Here is a 17,925-nt window from a genome sequence, read left to right on the forward strand (position 1 = left end):
GCGAATACTTATAAAAGTCTACTATACTTTTATAAGTATTCCATCCCTTGGCAGCATTATCCGCCCAGGTTCATTGGGTATAATCTCAGCTTCATCCTGAACTTGTTTCAGGAATTGCCTGATTCTAGTTCGGGATTTAGCACCCCTTTGAGATGCTGCAAATGTAATAAGCCAATAGTTAACCTGCTATAAAAAATGTAAAATATTTATAGCATGCTTCAATTGTTCATTTTAGATAGCCATTGCCTTATAATTTATAGCAACTTTTACAGTACCTCATCTCGTATATATGGAGAATACTATTCCTGAGCATAATGAGAAAATCTAAAAGTAAATTTACCATACGCATTATTTTCAGTTATCTAATTTTAGGAGCTTTAGCTTTAATTGCTGGGGTTTTTATTCTTACCGAAATTAAAGATTATATGTCTGAAGAGGCAGATACAAATAACAACACTAAATTATTAAAAACAAGTTCTTTAGTTACTAAATTATACGAAGCGGAAAGTCTTTCTAAATTGGCACTTCAAAATAAAAGAAAAGAAAAGTTTTTTGAATATGCAGAAAAAATAAAGATTGTTACTACTGAAATAGATACTTTAAAAAAACTTATTAAGAGCAATTATCAGTGTGCTTTATTAGATAGTATACAATTCCTTTTACAACAAAAAGTTGCCAATAGTGGAAATTTACGCGATCTAAAAATTAAAAATAATGCCAACAGTTCGTTAGATATTGCATTACAAAAATTTAATACGCTGGAGGCCTCTCTCGGAAAAATTACACCAGAAGTATTAGCTCCAAATATTAACGATTTAGCACCTAATGTACAGCAAGTCATAAAAGAATTAGCGCAGTATTTAAACCAAAATATCCCTGAAAATAAAGAAACGAATTCTACTCAAAAAATAGATTCTATTTTAAATGCCTCTAAACTCTTATTGCAAGAAGCCAAACAGAAAGATCTATTAGCAGCACAATTCTTAGCAAGAAAAGAACAAGAAATTAATAGCAATGACTTTACGATTTCGCAACAGCTAAGGCGTATTATTACAGCTTTTGAGCAAGAGGTAATTGTAGATACATATACAGAAAATCAAAAAAAAGAAACCGTTTTAAAACGTAGTATTCGCTTAGCAGGTATGGCAGCTCTCATTGGTTTTATAATTGTTAGTTTTTTTACTTTTTTAATTACACGCGATTATTGGCGTGTACAAACATACCGTTTGCATTTGGAAGAGGAAAAACAATATTCAGAATCGCTATTAAAAAGTAGAGAACAATTAATTGCTACGGTTAGTCATGATCTTAGAACTCCTTTAAATACCATAAGTGGGTATTCCGAATTAATGGAAAATACAATCTTAAATTTAAAGCAGCATACTTATTTAAAGCAGGTGAAATCTGCTGCTGGTTATGTCAATAATTTAGTGAACGATTTATTAGATTTTTCTAAATTAGAAGCCGGAAAATTAAAAACAGAAAAAATCCCTTTTATCTTATCTGAACTCATCCAAGAGACTGCACATACGATTAAAGAGGCACATAAAAATAAAGCTATTGCACTACACCTACATCTAGAGAACAAATTAAAGGAAACTCTTATTGGCGATCCCTTTAGAATACGCCAAATTCTAAGCAATTTAATTGGCAATGCGTATAAATTTACACCAGAAGGAAATATTACTATCAGTGCAAAAATAAAAAAGGAACAAGATGGAACATACATAGTCTCTATACAGATAAGTGACACCGGAATTGGAATACCAAAAGAAAAACAAAAACTGGTTTTTAAAGAATTTTCACAAGCCGAAGAGCTAACCGAAAAAAAATATGGAGGTTATGGTTTAGGGTTAACGATTTCTAAAAAATTGACGCATTTACTTAACGGCACACTGCAACTAGAAAGCGAAACAAACAAAGGAAGTACTTTTACTCTAGAAATTCCTTTAGAAAAAACGAAAACAGTTGTAAAGCAGCAGAAAACAAAATTGTTTAAAAATAAACTCTCAATGCTTATTGTAGATGATGATACGGCGATGCTACATTTACTAAAAGAATTTTGTGCCATATTAGAAATAGACGTTCATACCTTTATAGATTTTAATAACATTCCTAAAAATGCTCCTATACCTTATGATGTAGTACTTACGGATATTGAAATGCCAACTACAAATGGTTTTGAAGTTCTAGAAAAATTAAAGAATACCAACTATTTACATTATAAAGAACAACCGATAATTGCAATGACGGGGCGTAAAGATCTTAGAGAAGCTACTTACTATAAAGCTGGTTTTAGTGCGCTTCTACAAAAACCATTCTCTAAAGATTCTTTTATAGAAGTACTACAGCATATTTTTCCTAAAGTAATTCATAAAACACTGGCTTCTTCAAAAAAACCTACAAAAGAACATACTTCTGCCCTGTATAATTTAGATATTATTTCTGATTTTTTAGGGAATTCTAATGCTGCTATTTATGAAGTGCTACAAACTTTTTTAAGTGATATAAAAAGTAATTTAGAAGAGCTTGAAAAGGCAATTAGTGCGGAAAATTATGTTGCTATAAATTCTGTTTCGCATAGAATGTTACCAATGGTACGACAATTAAAAAGTAAAGACGTTATTTTAATCTTAGAACAATTTGAAGTTTTACAGGGAAACAATAGCTCCTTTCAAAAGATTAAGCTACAATATGATACACTTAAAAATCATATCACAGCGCTACAATTGGCATTAAAAGAATATCTAGAGGGTATTGTTATTTAAATATCTAACTCATAATGCGCTATTCTGTTGTATAATGTTTTTCTTGTAATCTGAAGGAGTTTCGCTGCTTTAGACTTATTAAAATTAGTTTTTTTTAATGCTTTTAAAATCTGATCGATCTCGTATTTTTCTTTAGAGAAACCTTCTTGTACCGAACTGTTATTTTCACTTTCTAAAACCAAACGTGGTAATGCATTTACTTGTATATAAGCTGTATGAGTCAACAGTACTGCTCTTTTAATTACATTCTGTAATTCTCTAAGGTTTCCAGGCCAATGATATGTTTTAAACACTTCTAAGACTTCATCAGAAAACCCTATAACTTGTTTTTCTAATGCTGCGTTTGCTTTTTCTAAAAAATAATTAGCAAATAGCACTATATCTTCAGACCGATCTGAAAGTGAAGGTATTTCTATAGAGAACTCATTTATTCTATGAAATAAATCTTCTCTAAAAGTTCCTTTTTCTACTGCTTCTACCAGATCTTCATTTGTTGCCGTAATAATACGGACATCTACAACAATCTCTTTTGTACTTCCAATCCGTTTTATTTTACGCTCTTGTAAAGCTCTTAATAATTGTATTTGGTTCTCATAGCTTAGATTTCCTATTTCGTCTAAAAAAAGAGTTCCTCCATGAGCAGCTTCAAAATGCCCAATTTTATCTTCTACTGCTCCTGTAAAACTTCCTTTTAGGTGTCCAAAAAACTCACTAGTTGCAATTTCTTTAGGAATAGCACCACAATCTACCGCTATAAACTTTTGCTGCGTTCTTTTACTTTTATCATGAATTGCTTTTGCGGTTACTTCTTTACCTGTACCACTTTCTCCTGTTATTAAAATAGACATGTTAGTAGGAGCTACAAGCTGTATATATTCATACAATTTTTTTGAGGCATCACTTGTTCCTGAAATGGTAGTATTACAAATTGTAGATTTTACTTCTTTTTTAATTATGGCATGTTCTACTGCTGTGGCTTCATTTTTTAAAGCCTTAGCAATAACTCTTAGCATTTCATCTGGCGTAAAAGGCTTAGAAATATAATCAAAAGCTCCTTTTTTCATGGCATTTACAGCGGTACCAACTTCTGCATAACCCGTCATTACAATAACTGGTATTTTAGGGTTTGCTATTTTAATTTCAGAAAGTAAGCGTATCCCATCGTAATTTGGCAAACGCAAATCTGTAAGAATAACATCAAAAAGAGTACTTGTAATTTTCTTTTTAGCATCTTGTGCATCAAAACTAGAAGTTACAATGTAGCCTTGCCGTGCTAAAAATTTTTGTAGCATCTGGCAAAACGCAGTATCATCATCAATGATCAAGATTTTTGGCATAAAAATGGTTTTATAGACAATACATACGTTAAAATAGGATGCAAAAGACTGACTAACCCTTTAAAAATTTCATAAAAAAGAAAAGAGCAACATTTCTGTTGCTCTTTTCATAAAAATCAATTTGATATAAATTAAAACATAGATGCTTTTAAAGCTCTAACCAATTCCCTTCTTCATCGGCATATAAAGTACCAGAAGTTCCGTCTTCTAATGACACCTCTAACTTATATTGTTTTTTATCGTTAACAGAAGCTCTGTCTATTTTTGCTGCGGGATAGTTTTTAGCGACAGCCTTAGCTACAGTTTCTGGCAAATCGTTCATTTCAATTTCTGTAAATCCGTCTTGAGTTGTTGCTACGCTTTTTACTTCCGCTATAGCTTCACCTTGCTGAGCAAATGCAGTTAAACCAACAAATGTAAATACTGAGGCTAAAATTAATTTTTTCATGATATGTTCTTTAAATTGTTAAACTTAATACCTGTAATAGCATAATAATGCCAAAGTTGATTTTAAATCTAACTAACTAAAAATCAAATTTTTATATTTTATTACTATTTTTTAAGTTGTATAATAATGGATACCTTACCAATATTTTGTGTAAAATAGATACAAGTAGGATCGCTAACTTTAAACTATATTTAAAGTGTAAAATTTTTGTATGACTCGAAAAGAATTTCTTCAAAATAGCATCTTAGCCTCAATTGGTATTAGCTTTTTACATTCCTGTAATTTTTCAGAAACTATTTTAAAAAAAGGAATGAAAATTGGTTGTATTGGAGATAGTATTACTTTTGGTGGTGGTCATGGTTATGTGGAAAACTTACAAAAATTGTTTGATACCACACACCCTGAGTTAGAACTTCGTTTTATTAATTTAGGGTTAAATAGCGAAACGATTACGGGTTTAACAGAAGAGCGTCATCCAGGACCAAGACCTTATTTATTTAACCGATTAGATAAAATTTTACAGGCTACAAAAGCAGATCTATATACTTTTTGTTACGGTATAAACTGTGGCATATATCAAGCTTTAACGGAAGAAAAATTAACGAAATACAAAGCTGGAATTGTAAAATATCTTGATGCTGTAAAAATACATGGTGCTAAAGCTATTATATTAACGCCACCACCTTTAGCTTTTGTTCCAAAACAAAATAAAACTCCAGATTCCTATAATTGGCAGGTGCCTTATCCTAATTATAACAAAGAAGTGATATTAGCTTTTAAAAAAATTGTAGCACAGATAGAACATGATACGCTTCTAAAAAAAGTAGATATTTATAGACCACTTTGGGAAGCTAAAAAAACTGCCTATGGTGCAGATCCTATACACCCTAATGCTACAGGGTACCAAATCATTGCGGATATAGTGAAAGAAGCTTTAATTGTATAAAAAAAGGGTTGCAAAATGCAACCCCTCCTTAAACTAACTAACTGAAAATGTATTAATTACTATTATTATAATTCTAACCAATTCCCCTCTGCATCTGCATACAGGATAACGGCTTCACCATCTGCTTTTGTTACTTCTAATTTATATTGAGCTTCACCATTCATATGTGCTTTATTGATTACTGCTCCTTCATGATCTTTTGCTAAAGCCTCTTTTACAATTGCTGGCACTTCTTCTACACTAATTTCTGTATAATCTTGAGCAATAACGGTTTCCATAATCCCATCGTGGAAAATTGGTGCAGTTGCAGCTACTGTTGTTCCTATGCTCCCTACTGCTAATACTGTTGCAAATACTAATTTTTTCATGATATTAAATTTTATTTCTTTATAATGCTATGATCTTATTTGGAATACCTAAAGTGTATTTTATTTGAAAAGTATAAAGACAAAACAGTGCCAAATATTTAAAATACTGATAATCAGATTTTTATAATTTTTTGTCATCATTAAATGTGTGTAAAGTTGTTTATTATAGCACCTTTAATGTGTAAAAATTTTACACTTAGTAAGTTATAGCAATTACTAAACTGTATAGAAAGGCTTTACTTTATTATAAAGTCAGTATTTTTAACCAATACATTATCATGGAAAATAAAGAAATTATTCAACAGTTTTATGAGGCTTTTGCCGCTGGAAATGCAGAAAAAATGGTAGCGCATTACCATGATACTATTGTTTTTCACGATCCTGCTTTTGGTACCTTAAAAGGGGAGCAAGCTAAAAGCATGTGGAAAATGTTATTGAGTAGAAAAGATACAGGGTTAGACATTACATTTGATGTTATTTCTGCAGATGATACTTCTGGAAAAGCAAATTGGGAAGCCACTTATCTGTATGGGCCTAAAAAACGGAAGGTCATCAATAGAGTTTCTGCTGAATTTATATTTAAAGAAGGGAAAATAATTCGCCATACAGATCATTTTAATTTATGGCGTTGGACACAACAAGCTTTGGGTTTCCCAGGATATTTCTTAGGCTGGTCTTCTTTTATGAAAGCTAAAATCCAAAAACAAACCAATATGATGCTTAGGGCATTTATGGAGGGGAATGAAGTTGAGCAATGAAAACTCTAAATTAGAAACTGTTGCTGCGTTTTTATCTATAAGAACTATTTGGTAAACCACGAAAAGACACCCCTAAAGTCCCCTCAAGGGGACAATCTTAAAATTAAAATTTTTCATTTCTAAAGATGTATCAATCCACTTTTTAAAATCTAAAAGAAAATCGACATAATACTTTAAATCTAAACGAAACAGTACAAAAAACAAATCAGAGACTGTCCCCTTGAGGGGACTTTAGGGGTGTAAAACATGATGTCATAAATTAAAAGTATATCTTTCTTCTCTAAAGCCTTGATTATTGAAAAATAAAATCATTCCATACAACCCCATTTTAAAAGAATATGCTCGTCAACTGAGAAAAAATAGCACCTTAGCAGAAGTGTTACTTTGGCAGAAAATAAAACAAAAAGCCATGGGAGTTCAATTTCATAGGCAAGTGCCTTTACTAGAATTTATTGTAGATTTTTACTGCCATGAATTAAAATTAGCTATAGAAATAGATGGCGATTCTCATCTTTATAAATATGAAGCTGATTGCAAAAGACAAGGTTTATTGGAAAAACAAGGAATCCGATTTATTCGGTTTTCAGATAATGAAGTAAAACAGCATATGTTTAGTGTTACACTAGCTTTAAAAGAAACTGTTGACACGTTTCTATCAAAAAGAAATATTCAATAAATCGTGAAAAGACACCCCTAAGGTCCCCTCAAGGGGACAATACTAAACCTGATGCGCAGGTTTTAATAAATCTGTAACTGTTTTTACTGGATTAAAAGTAACTAGCGGTACTTCTACAAAAATAGTATTCCAAAATGCCATGGCTCCGTTCCAAAGTCCTGGAAGTTCTAGTGCTTTTAAGTCTTTACCATCTTTTGTTTTTGCCGTAATAAAACCTTGTTTTACATCTACAAAATCTAATAAATTGTATTTCTCTCCTTTATAATTTTTAACGCCACAAACAATATCTACGGGGTTAAAATGCGTAGCATTATCTAAGATACTGGCTTGGTTTTTATTGGAGGTATCTATCTGAGCAGATTCTATAATTTGTAATGAAATAGCACCATTTGTATCACTAATATAAAAAGGGCCACCACCGGGTTCGCCTTCGTTTTTTACCATTCCACAAACGCGAATAGGTCTATTAATGTAGTTTTTTAAAATTTTAATTTGCTCATCTTGTGATTCCTGATCAAAATGATCTGAAAAAACAATATTTAAATTGGTTTCGGCATAGGTCTTTATTTCTGATATGTTTGGAGCATTCGCCTCTAAATCTGCAGCATAAGCAAAGGCTTTTTCTTGTATTTGTAGTAATACGCCTCCTAAAACTTTTTTACTATTGGCTATTTGCGTTAACCAATTAGAGGTAACTACATTATCTATATTTTTAATAAAAATAATATCTGCCTCTTGGTCATTTAAATTTTCGATTAAAGCACCATGTCCGCCTGGGCGAAACAATAAGGATCCATCTGCATTCCGGAAAAGAGTGTTATCTGTAGCCACTGCTATAGTATCTGTCGCCGATTTTTGAAAAGAATAGCCAATACTAAAATTAGTATTTGTTTTTTCTGATATTGCTGGAGATACCCTTTTTTCTTCCCCAGCAAATAGGTTTTCATGCTGTTCAGAAATGGTAAAATGCAGATTAGCATTACCGTCTACATTTGCATAAAGTGCAGCTTCTTTTAAATGTTCTTCAAAAGGTGTTGCAGTAGCACCTTCATAATTATGAAAAGGAATTAATCCTTTAGGGTAAAAACCATAGTTTAAACCACTTTCTTGTAACATTTCGCTTATAAACAAATGTAATTCCTCTCCTTTAGAAGCATATTTTCCTTTTATGTTATTTTGAATTAAGCTATAGAATGGAAGGTTTTTGATACCATCATGATACTTTTTAACGTCTGTATCTCCGGTTCTCTCATAATAGGCTTCTATACTTTCTTCTTTAGGATTATACTTTTCTAAAAAATTAAAAAAAGCTTTAAACATACGTGATGCAGCACCAGATGCAGGCACAAATTTAAGTAGAGAAAGTCCTTTTTTGGCACGATCAAAATACTGAATAAATTCTTGCTCTTCTGTTTCAGAAAATTTAGAAATACCCGCTCCAATTACCGCTGCTTTTTCTAATTGTACAAACGGTATCCCTTCTTTAAAAATATTGATCTGGTCTAAAACTTTTTCTTGAGATACGCCTTTATTTTGTAATTGTTGCTGGTCTTTTGCTGAAAATTGTGTCATGCTAATCTAATAATTTATCTATGTGCTTAATTGCAGTTTGCAATCGGGTTTTTTTATCTCCTTTTAAAAGAATGTAATTCCTATTATATTTCTCTAGAGTATCTTTAAAATAGTTGAACATTCGTTCTCTTTCTAATGGTTTATCTCTAAGATCATCTTCTTCCCAAGGAACATCAATATACGTTAAAAAATAAAGATGATATGTATTTTCTAATGCATATTTTTCTAAAACAGGATCGCAACTTCCTAAGTAATAAGCTTCGGAATACACTTTAGTTTCTAATAAATCGGTATCACAAATTAAAACCTTATTTGCTTTTTTAGTAAGCTCATTTTCTAATTGTATTTGCCCTTCTGCAATAGGCAGCAAATCTTCTGGCTCACATGTTTTTCGCTCTTCATTCCATTTATGCTGCAGGTACTCTCGTGCATATTCTGGCGCCCAAACCGAATTGTAGTGGCGTGCTAACTGCCGAGATAATGTAGTTTTACCTGTAGACTCTGGTCCAAAAAGCACAACTTTTATGATATCTGAAGGCTTTTGTTTATATTTTTCTTCCATGCGAGATAACCAAAAATAGCTAGAATTGTAAAGATAAGATACTGTAAACTTGTAAATGTAAAGCCTTTATAAAAATAGAGCGGCACAGATATTATATCCCCAATAATCCAATAGATCCAATTTTCAATTTTTCGTTTAGCCATCAGCCACATCCCTACAAAAAATATAGCGGTAGTAAGGGTATCTACATAGGCTACCCAACTGGTCCATTTATCAAAAGAAATATAAACAATGTATACAAACATTAATGTTGCCGAAAATATGCCAATAGAGATAAAATGTTCTTTTTTGGTTGTAGTAGAAATTGGCGTTACCTGTTCATCGTCTCCTTTTCTGGTCCAAATATACCAACCATAGATACTCATTATAAAATAGTAGCCATTGATCATCATATCTCCTAAAAAGCTCCATTTTAATAATAGATATACAAAAATAGCAGTGCTTAGCATTCCGGTTGGGTACACCCAAATTTTATTTAACCAAGAAAATAAGACTGAAGACAAACCAAATAAAACGGCAATAATTTCTAAAGCAATATCTGTAGTTTCATAGGTATCATATTGGCTAAATAGCAATTCAAAAATGTGGTTCATAGGTACTTCTATCTGTTTTTACCATTTTCATATAAAGTACCCCTTTATCCATGAGTTCAAAAGCAGTTCTAATTTCGGTATGCAACACTTTCATTACGGTCTCATAATCACCATACACTTGCGTGCTTAACGGGTTTTCTAAAACGGTAAGGCCTGAGGCTCTCAGTTTTTTAATAAAATTAATAATATGCTCCTCAAAAGTATCTTGTAAAGGAGAAAGGGTAAGTTCTACAGAAATATTCATCTAATGATCGCTAATTAGGTTATGCCTTACAAAAATAAATTTTTAGCTGGGCTCAATGTGTAAATTTATATACTTAAACTATAATTTTATTGCATAGACACAGGTAAACCCTTCAAATTCTAAAAAATCTATGGAATAGGCAGAGTGTTGCCCTTCGTACATAATTTCGGCAATGCTTTCTTCATCAGTATCTATAGAAAATTCCTTAACATCTATATGATGTAAAAAGCTAAGTCCTTTTTGAGCGTATATTTTATAGAGCGATTCTTTTGCACCCCAAACAACGGTTAATTTACGAACTACTGCATCTGTATTAGCAAGGGTTCTGTATTCATCGGGTTGTGTAAATTTATGAGCAATAGTTAAAATTTTATCGCGCTGCTTTTCAATATCAATTCCAACTTCATCGGTATCAGCAATTATAATTCCTGTAAAATGATGTGAATGTGTAATACTGATATGTTTCCCATCTTTTAGATGTGGTTTTCCATCATCGGTATAAAACAAATCTGCATCGGTATAGTTGGCCACAGCCATAAGGTTCCTAATACTTAAGAAACCTCTACGGTGTTGTTCAGATTTCATTTGGTCTAATCGATTCTGACAATGGGGTGTTAGCGTAATTTCTTCAGAGAGCTCATCCTCAGATTCTTCTACTTTCCAGATGTAAACGGTAATACTAGGGGTTACTGTTATTGTTTTGTAAAGAGGCATGGCTATATTTTAAGATATTAGTACCTTTGCAATCGCAAATATTGAGCGAAATAACTGATTTACAACGAAAATATAAATAAAAAAGGATATGAGCACTAAAACTGTTTCTTATGTACCCTACAAAGTAAAAGACATTTCTCTGGCAGATTGGGGAAGAAAAGAGATTGAACTGGCCGAAGCAGAAATGCCTGGCTTAATGGCATTGCGTGAAGAGTACGGGAAGGAAAAACCTTTAAAAGGTGCTAGAATTGCTGGTTGTTTGCATATGACCATCCAGACTGCCGTTCTTATAGAAACTTTAGTTGCTTTAGGGGCTGATGTGACTTGGAGTTCTTGTAATATTTTTTCTACCCAAGACCATGCTGCTGCAGCTATTGCTGCTGCTGGAATTCCAGTTTACGCATGGAAAGGTATGAACGAAGAGGAATTTAATTGGGCAATAGAACAAACCTTATTTTTTGGTGAAGCACGTGAGCCATTAAATATGATTTTAGATGATGGCGGTGATTTAACTAATATGGTTTTAGATGAATATCCAGAATTAGCAGCTGCAATAAAAGGTTTATCTGAAGAAACAACCACTGGAGTGCATCGTTTATATGAAAGAGTAAAAAACGGTACTTTATTAATGCCAGCCATTAATGTAAATGATTCTGTAACAAAATCTAAGTTTGATAATAAATATGGTTGCCGTGAAAGTGCTGTAGATGCTATCCGTAGAGCTACGGATACGATGCTTGCTGGTAAACGTGTTGTTGTTGCCGGTTATGGAGATGTTGGTAAAGGTACTGCTGCTTCTTTTAAAGGTGCTGGGGCTATTGTAACGGTTACCGAAATAGACCCTATTTGCGCATTACAAGCGGCAATGGATGGTTTTGAAGTAAAAAGATTGGAAAACGTAGTAGAAAATGCAGATGTTGTGATTACCACTACTGGAAATAAAGATATTATCCGTTCTGAACACTTTAAAGCGTTAAAAGACAAAGCTATTGTTTGTAATATTGGGCATTTTGACAATGAAATAGATATGGCTTGGTTAAATAAAAATTACGGACACACCAAAGACGAAATAAAGCCACAAGTAGACAAATATACGATTGATGGAAACGATGTTATTATTTTAGCAGAAGGAAGATTGGTAAATTTAGGTTGTGCTACTGGACACCCAAGTTTTGTAATGAGTAATTCTTTTACTAACCAAACTTTAGCACAAATAGAACTGTGGAATAATAGTGCTGCTTATAAAAATGAAGTGTATATGCTTCCTAAGCATTTAGATGAAAAAGTAGCAAAACTGCACCTAGCGCGTTTAGGAGTAGAGTTAACAGAATTAAAGAAAGACCAAGCCGAATATATTGGTGTAACGGTAGAAGGGCCTTTTAAGCCAGAGTATTACAGGTATTAAATGGCAAAAGCTTATTACAAGCTTAATGGTTTTTACAAAGATAGCGGAGGAATCTCAACCAATAGATTTCTTCGCTATGTTTGCACTAATAGCAAAGAAATTTTATGAATATACTGCTTACAGGCGCTACAGGAACATTAGGATCTAGAATTCTATTCTCGCTATTAGAACTCCGGTTTAATAGCATAGAAAAGATTTACCTGCCTGTACGTAAAAAAACAGCAGTTTCGCCCTCTAAGCGTATCAAAAATATGCTTGAGAGTGATTTTACCACCCCATTTATAAAAGCAAATGCAACACAAATTACGAAAAAGATACACGTAATTCCTGCTTCATCTTTACTGGACCCATCTTCTTTTTTAGAAATAGAACAACTAGACTATTTTATACACTCTGCTGGCTTTGTAAACCTATCTACTGATCCAACAGCTAAAGAAGAGATTTTTAAAGAAAATTTAGAGTTTACAAAAGATATTTTTAATGCCTTTTCTGATAAAATTAAAAAGTTTATTTACATCAGTACAGCTTTTTCTGCAGGCAATGTTGGCGGAAAAATAAATAATGATTACAATCATAAAAACTTAGGGAACTACCGTAATTATTATGAAGCCTCTAAACATGCCTCTGAAAAATTCTTATTAAACGCTGGCAAACAAAAAAATATTCCAATTCAAATTCTAAGACCTAGTGTTTTGGGCGGTAATATTAACGAGGCACCAAATTACTTTATATCAAAATATATGGTGTTTTATCTTTTCGCCAAGTTTTTTTACCATAGTAATTCTAAAGATGCTATCCGTATTAGTACCAATGTAACAACTGGCTTAAATATTATCCCAACAGATTATGCCGCACAGGTTATTGCTAAAGTAATTGATACCGATATTGAACAGCTTAATATTGTGCACTCACAAGAAACGAATATGATGCGTGGTATTGCTAAAATACTAGAAGTAGTAGGCTTCACAAATTTTACTTTTACAGACGAGCAAATTACGGCTGCTACTGGTTTTACTTCTAAATTAGAAGAGTTTTATTATGAAACTATCGGGGTTCATCTGCATCCCTATATGACTTCTAAACCTAATGAGTGGGACACTAAATTACTGGAAAGCATTTTACCCATGCCTACTTATAATCTAGAAGATTACTTATCTGAAACAGTGGCTTTTGCCAAAGCAAAGAATTTTAGAAACCAGAAGTGGTAAGTATTTCTCTTCATAAAGTATATTATTAAGGCTATAAAGTATCTAAAGGGCTTTTAATGTTACGTAGACTTCTATTAGAAACATGAGTATATTTCATGGTTGTTTTAATACTATTATGCCCTAATAGTTCTTGTATAAAACGCAAATCTGCTCCAGATTCTAATAAATGAGTAGCATAACTGTGCCTTAAGCCATGGATTCCTATATTTTTATGAATGCCTGCTTTTTTCATTGCTTTTTTAAAAGTCTGCTGCACACTACTCTTAGAATATTTACCGCCATATTGTCCTTCTAATAAATATGTTTTAGGTTGATATGCTTTGTAATACTTTCTAAGCAATTCTAAAATACTTTCTGGTAGTGGCACATACCTATCTTTCTTTCCTTTAGCATTTGTAATGTGTACTAACATTAAAGAACTATCGATATCTTTTATTTTTATATTTACTACTTCTGATACTCGCAAGCCCATACCATAGCAGAATTGTAAAGCTATAGCGTGTTTTAGGTTTTTAGTTTCTGAAAGTATTTTTTTAACATCAGACTTACTTAACATTTTAGGTAATGTTATCGGTTTTTTTGGTCTAGGAATATCAAAAAACATTTTAGGTCGATGTTGCACCTGCTCAAAATAAAACTTAATAGCATTTATTTTACCATTCATTTTACGCTCTGCCATTTTTTCTTGATGTACACAATACAAAAAGTAATCTTTTAACCTCTTTGCTGTAAGCTTATTAACATCATATTCTTTTAATAGCAATAATAAGTGTGTAAATTCTGCAAGATATATACGGATAGTATTTGTACTATATGCTTTAAGCTCTAACTGTTGTTTTAGAGCGATAAAAGCAGGTTTATTTTCACTATTAATTTTATATAATAATTTATCCCCTAAAGGTTCTTCTAATAAACCTAGAGATTTTCTAACAACGCTAAGGTCTGGTAAATACCAAGTTTTTTGCCTATTACTCCATTTCGCCGAAGGGTATGAAGTCTTTAATTCTTTTAAAAGTTTTTTATTGTATGGGAAATGAATCCAAATTACTTTTTTATTCCTATGAAAACCAAAAGTATAGTTGTAATTTGTATTCATCATTTTATATATCATTTTTACAAAAGTACAATTTTGATATATCAAATACGCTATTTAGAATATCTTTATAGCTACTGTCATTGCTTAGGTTATACAAAATGCGTACTTTGTAAATAATTTAAAATTAACTGCACATATATATGTGTTATCTACAACACTAGAATATCTCATTTAAGCGATTAATAGCGTTACACATTGCTTTTACATATCCCTCGTTATATTCTGCTGTTGTATCGTTTGGTAGTTCGTGATGCATTTTACTTGCTTCAAATAATTCTATAAGCCTTTTTGCTCGGTCATTTTCAACCACAAGCCTATTGATATCTAGTGTGTGAAATTCAGTTTCACCGTTGCCAAATTCGCTGATAATATCAATTATTTGTTCGTTTGTCTTCAATTGGTATCCGTCCATTTGTTCGTCTTCCATTTCCTGTAATTCTTCTCTAATTTTTTGCATTTTAATTTAGTTTTTATTGTTTAACCCGTGCAGTAGATAACACGATATATAATTCAGTTGGTAGGGCTTGGTTATACCTACAAAATCAATGCACATTTGAAATGTAAGCCTTCCCTTTTATGTGCTGTGCTACTCACCAACCGAAATCATATGTTTTACCGTTGTAGCTAATATGAAAAAACACTCTTGGAAAATATTAAGCCTTATCTTGATTATTTATTTCGGATTTGAGTTGTTTAAAGAATATCATCCGACTTTTTACGGAACATCATTTAACGACGAACGAATAAAAATCGGACTTGTACCAATCGATTCTAGTTTGGTTATGAAAGGAGAAAACACGTATGTATATCAAACTTGGAAAAATGAAAGTGAGGATGTACCAAGATTTTATGCTAAATATGCTTCGTTTGACAAATGGAATAAAGGAATTGAAATGGAAAATGACAACTATGTTGTAATGGTCGATTCTTTAAAAACAATAGTTTCGATTAACTATAACTTTCAGACTAAAAAATTCAATTACGAACTGAAAGAATATAACAGACCGAGAAACACTTCTGATTTATATGGTCATTCTGGAAAGATAATTAGAGTTTTGACAAAAAATGAAACAGCGGAAATACTAAACAATAATGGAATAAAATACTAGCTACAACAATGTGTATAATTCATTGCTAATAAAGGCTTACTTACGAAAATTCCGCTGGAATTTTCTATCCGTGATTATTTGCTAACTTTAGTGATTAAACACGCAACGAAATCATACACTTTACCGTTGAGGGTAATGACCTAAAGGCCGTATTGCTTCGCTGCAAAAAAACAAGAAGCTCCTAAATAGTTGTTTTTTCACGACTCCCGCAATACGCATTTACCCTCAACGCTCTGGGTATGCCACGACTTTACCATAAGTATTTTTGTACTTGTTGACTTTTCTAACTACTTTAGATAACTACACACAACAAGGCATATATTCAAGAAGTCGCAGCAATCTTCCTACTCGGTAGGCTGCGCCTCCCGGAAGATATACCCAGAGCGTTGTACTTCATTTAAGAAAAACATAGAAATCAATGAAAAAACTTCTGATTGTTTTATTGTTAATATCATCTTATGCTTCTTGCCAAGAGAAAAAAAATGATTACAAAATAATTCAATTTGAAGGAAATGACAACCAGAATTCTCAAGTAGTAAAAGAAGTTAAACTAAATGAAAACATGCAAGTCTTTTTTGAAAAATATTCTGGATTTAAGGCCTCTAAATACAACAGTTTTTCGGACGTAGAGATAACCAATTATTACGAAGACAAACTACTGGTAAAAACAACAAAATATTATCCGAATTCTGTTGACGCTGATAGTGCGCGAATTGAATATAAATACAATGCTAAGAGTCAATTAATTGAGCGAAGACATTTTGATTTAAAAAAAAGACTAAAAAAAACTATAGAATTTGGAGATTGTCTAATTGATTCGACCGATTATGAACCTTACCCAACTTGGAAACTAGAATCAAGTATAAGCTTTAAGTATGATAATAAAGGTCGAAAAATTGAATACTATGCACCTGAAATACACTGGGATAGTCAAAATCATTATTTTTATGAATATGACGAACAAGATAATTTGATAAAAGAGACATCGCTTAATAATGATGAGTTAATTTGGGAAAAGTATTTCAGCTTTGTTTATAATGGCTATGATTACTTTTATAATCGAGATGCTAACGTTACCATTAAAAATAAATCTGAATGGCCCTATTATTACAAAGTTCGTTTCAAAAAAGACAGTAAAGGAAATATAATTGAGGAAACTAAAACTAGAAAAGACGGAACTTTAGATTACCGAATAGAAAAAGAATATGAGAATAATCAGATTGTAAAAGAGCAAAGATTCAATCGGAATAACGAATTGGAATTGACAAAGATTTACAAATACGACTAATAAAACGCAGTACAACAATTTGTATATTGCATATGCCGCCTTCGGCAGGCAAACACAACATACAAGGAACGTTAGGCAATATTAAAACAAGAACGAAATGTCAATGACCCAAGTAGCTTTTTTACGAAAAGCAGACATACCAACTAAAACAGAAATTGAAGGAATTATCAAAGGACTAGGTTATGAGTTCGAAATTTTGGAAGACTCTGAAAATATTGTTGAACTTGACGGAATTTCTTGCTCGATAAACGGACACGAAACATACTTTGAAACCTATTTTGACCAACCGACAGAAATAACAAACGATTGTGATTGGATTCTGCCTGACTTAACAAATCAGGACACGGCTATTTCATTCGTTTGGGGAGCGGACTTTGCAGCAGGCGCCTGCATTGGACTAATATCAATTGCCCTAATTGACAAAGGACAAGCACTTGTTTACTATTTGGATGACGAGATGAAATACTCAAGAGAAATGCTTGTTTCTGACACTCCACAATTCTTGACCGAACTTGAAAAACAAAAGAAAAATAATGCTCCAAATCCTTCTGATGAAAAAATATTAACGAATGGAAAATCCGACAACAAAAGCTTTTGGGACAAACTGAAAGACTTGTTTAAATGAAAATAAAAAACATTGCCTAACAAGGTGTATAGCCAATAGGGCGTTTAGAGATAAATTGAAAGTCTTGTTCTTTGAGCAAGCAACGCCAAAACAAAGTTTTGACGTTTAACAAAAAAGAAAATTAAAAGTAAAAACGTTTGTTTTGGCTTAGTGGTAAACCGAAAGTGAAGTACTTCATTTTTGCCCTACTGTCCATACACAGAACGTT

At 32.3% G+C, this 17,925-nt stretch carries 19 protein-coding genes; 9 read left to right on the forward strand and 10 right to left on the reverse strand.

Features of this window, described 5'->3' with window-relative positions; all coding sequences use genetic code 11:
* Window positions 1-314: 314 nt before the first annotated feature.
* Complete coding sequence (locus tag ACZ451_RS03090; RefSeq protein ID WP_464215625.1) at window positions 315-2,768, forward strand: hybrid sensor histidine kinase/response regulator; 2,454 nt, start codon at window positions 315-317, stop codon at window positions 2,766-2,768.
* Here ACZ451_RS03090 and ACZ451_RS03095 read toward each other — a convergent pair.
* Both ACZ451_RS03095 and ACZ451_RS03100 read right to left on the reverse strand, forming a co-directional pair.
* Complete coding sequence (locus tag ACZ451_RS03095; RefSeq protein WP_464215626.1) at window positions 2,765-4,105, reverse strand: sigma-54-dependent transcriptional regulator; 1,341 nt, start codon at window positions 4,103-4,105, stop codon at window positions 2,765-2,767. The two genes, ACZ451_RS03090 and ACZ451_RS03095, sit on opposite strands and share 4 nt — an antisense overlap.
* A 148-nt stretch (window positions 4,106-4,253) precedes the next feature.
* A complete protein-coding gene (locus ACZ451_RS03100; protein WP_464215627.1) occupies window positions 4,254-4,553 on the reverse strand; it encodes a hypothetical protein in 300 nt (99 codons plus the stop codon).
* A gap of 211 nt (window positions 4,554-4,764) precedes the next feature.
* Between ACZ451_RS03100 and ACZ451_RS03105 the strand changes: the two genes are divergently transcribed.
* Entirely contained in the window at window positions 4,765-5,499 is a 735-nt protein-coding gene (locus ACZ451_RS03105) for an SGNH/GDSL hydrolase family protein (protein ID WP_464215628.1), read from the forward strand.
* A 65-nt stretch (window positions 5,500-5,564) separates the two neighbouring features.
* Here ACZ451_RS03105 and ACZ451_RS03110 read toward each other — a convergent pair whose 3' ends face one another.
* A complete protein-coding gene (locus ACZ451_RS03110; protein WP_464215629.1) occupies window positions 5,565-5,867 on the reverse strand; it encodes a hypothetical protein in 303 nt (100 codons plus the stop codon).
* Between the two features lie 278 nt (window positions 5,868-6,145).
* Between ACZ451_RS03110 and ACZ451_RS03115 the strand changes: the two genes are divergently transcribed.
* A complete protein-coding gene (locus ACZ451_RS03115) occupies window positions 6,146-6,625 on the forward strand; it encodes a nuclear transport factor 2 family protein (protein WP_464215630.1) in 480 nt (159 codons plus the stop codon).
* 295 nt (window positions 6,626-6,920) lie between these two features.
* Window positions 6,921-7,301 carry an endonuclease domain-containing protein gene (locus ACZ451_RS03120; RefSeq protein WP_464215631.1) on the forward strand — a complete coding sequence of 127 codons (381 nt, stop codon included), beginning with the start codon at window positions 6,921-6,923 and terminating at the stop codon, window positions 7,299-7,301.
* 42 nt (window positions 7,302-7,343) lie between these two features.
* On the opposite strand, the gene ACZ451_RS03125 is transcribed toward ACZ451_RS03120, so the two are convergent.
* The 5 genes from ACZ451_RS03125 to ACZ451_RS03145 all read right to left on the reverse strand — a co-directional run bounded on the left by ACZ451_RS03125 (window position 7,344) and on the right by ACZ451_RS03145 (window position 10,986).
* A complete protein-coding gene (locus ACZ451_RS03125; RefSeq protein WP_464215632.1) occupies window positions 7,344-8,873 on the reverse strand; it encodes a DUF4301 family protein in 1,530 nt (509 codons plus the stop codon).
* A gap of 1 nt (window position 8,874) precedes the next feature.
* Window positions 8,875-9,435 carry an AAA family ATPase gene (locus ACZ451_RS03130; protein ID WP_464215633.1) on the reverse strand — a complete coding sequence of 187 codons (561 nt, stop codon included), beginning with the start codon at window positions 9,433-9,435 and terminating at the stop codon, window positions 8,875-8,877.
* A complete protein-coding gene (gene pnuC / locus ACZ451_RS03135) occupies window positions 9,396-10,028 on the reverse strand; it encodes a nicotinamide riboside transporter PnuC (RefSeq protein ID WP_464215634.1) in 633 nt (210 codons plus the stop codon). Before pnuC ends, ACZ451_RS03130 begins: the two co-directional genes overlap by 40 nt.
* On the reverse strand, window positions 10,012-10,272 hold the full coding sequence (locus tag ACZ451_RS03140) for a YkoF family thiamine-binding protein (RefSeq protein ID WP_464215635.1): 261 nt from the start codon (window positions 10,270-10,272) through the stop codon (window positions 10,012-10,014). Before ACZ451_RS03140 ends, pnuC begins: the two co-directional genes overlap by 17 nt.
* Before the next feature lie 78 nt (window positions 10,273-10,350).
* Window positions 10,351-10,986 carry a 4'-phosphopantetheinyl transferase family protein gene (locus ACZ451_RS03145; protein WP_464215636.1) on the reverse strand — a complete coding sequence of 212 codons (636 nt, stop codon included), beginning with the start codon at window positions 10,984-10,986 and terminating at the stop codon, window positions 10,351-10,353.
* An 88-nt stretch (window positions 10,987-11,074) separates the two neighbouring features.
* Between ACZ451_RS03145 and ahcY the strand changes: the two genes are divergently transcribed.
* The gene (gene ahcY / locus ACZ451_RS03150) at window positions 11,075-12,391 is read left to right on the forward strand and encodes an adenosylhomocysteinase (protein ID WP_464215637.1); all 1,317 of its coding nucleotides are present in this window, start codon (window positions 11,075-11,077) and stop codon (window positions 12,389-12,391) included.
* Window positions 12,392-12,495: 104 nt separating this feature from the next.
* Window positions 12,496-13,599, forward strand: a complete 1,104-nt coding sequence (locus ACZ451_RS03155; RefSeq protein WP_464215638.1) for an SDR family oxidoreductase — start codon at window positions 12,496-12,498, stop codon at window positions 13,597-13,599.
* A gap of 31 nt (window positions 13,600-13,630) precedes the next feature.
* Here ACZ451_RS03155 and ACZ451_RS03160 read toward each other — a convergent pair whose 3' ends face one another.
* Both ACZ451_RS03160 and ACZ451_RS03165 read right to left on the reverse strand, forming a co-directional pair.
* Complete coding sequence (locus ACZ451_RS03160; RefSeq protein WP_464215639.1) at window positions 13,631-14,698, reverse strand: tyrosine-type recombinase/integrase; 1,068 nt, start codon at window positions 14,696-14,698, stop codon at window positions 13,631-13,633.
* A 154-nt stretch (window positions 14,699-14,852) separates the two neighbouring features.
* Window positions 14,853-15,152, reverse strand: a complete 300-nt coding sequence (locus ACZ451_RS03165; RefSeq protein WP_464215640.1) for a hypothetical protein — start codon at window positions 15,150-15,152, stop codon at window positions 14,853-14,855.
* A gap of 121 nt (window positions 15,153-15,273) precedes the next feature.
* Here ACZ451_RS03165 and ACZ451_RS03170 point away from each other — a divergent pair, with 121 nt between their 5' ends.
* The 3 genes from ACZ451_RS03170 to ACZ451_RS03180 all read left to right on the forward strand — a co-directional run bounded on the left by ACZ451_RS03170 (window position 15,274) and on the right by ACZ451_RS03180 (window position 17,717).
* Entirely contained in the window at window positions 15,274-15,804 is a 531-nt protein-coding gene (locus ACZ451_RS03170) for a hypothetical protein (protein WP_464215641.1), read from the forward strand.
* A 418-nt stretch (window positions 15,805-16,222) separates the two neighbouring features.
* Window positions 16,223-17,092 carry a hypothetical protein gene (locus tag ACZ451_RS03175; protein ID WP_464215642.1) on the forward strand — a complete coding sequence of 290 codons (870 nt, stop codon included), beginning with the start codon at window positions 16,223-16,225 and terminating at the stop codon, window positions 17,090-17,092.
* 103 nt (window positions 17,093-17,195) lie between these two features.
* Window positions 17,196-17,717 carry a hypothetical protein gene (locus ACZ451_RS03180; protein WP_464215643.1) on the forward strand — a complete coding sequence of 174 codons (522 nt, stop codon included), beginning with the start codon at window positions 17,196-17,198 and terminating at the stop codon, window positions 17,715-17,717.
* The last annotated feature ends 208 nt before the right edge of the window (window positions 17,718-17,925 follow it).

The sequence above is a fragment of the Allocellulophaga tsushimaensis genome (assembly GCF_055383085.1).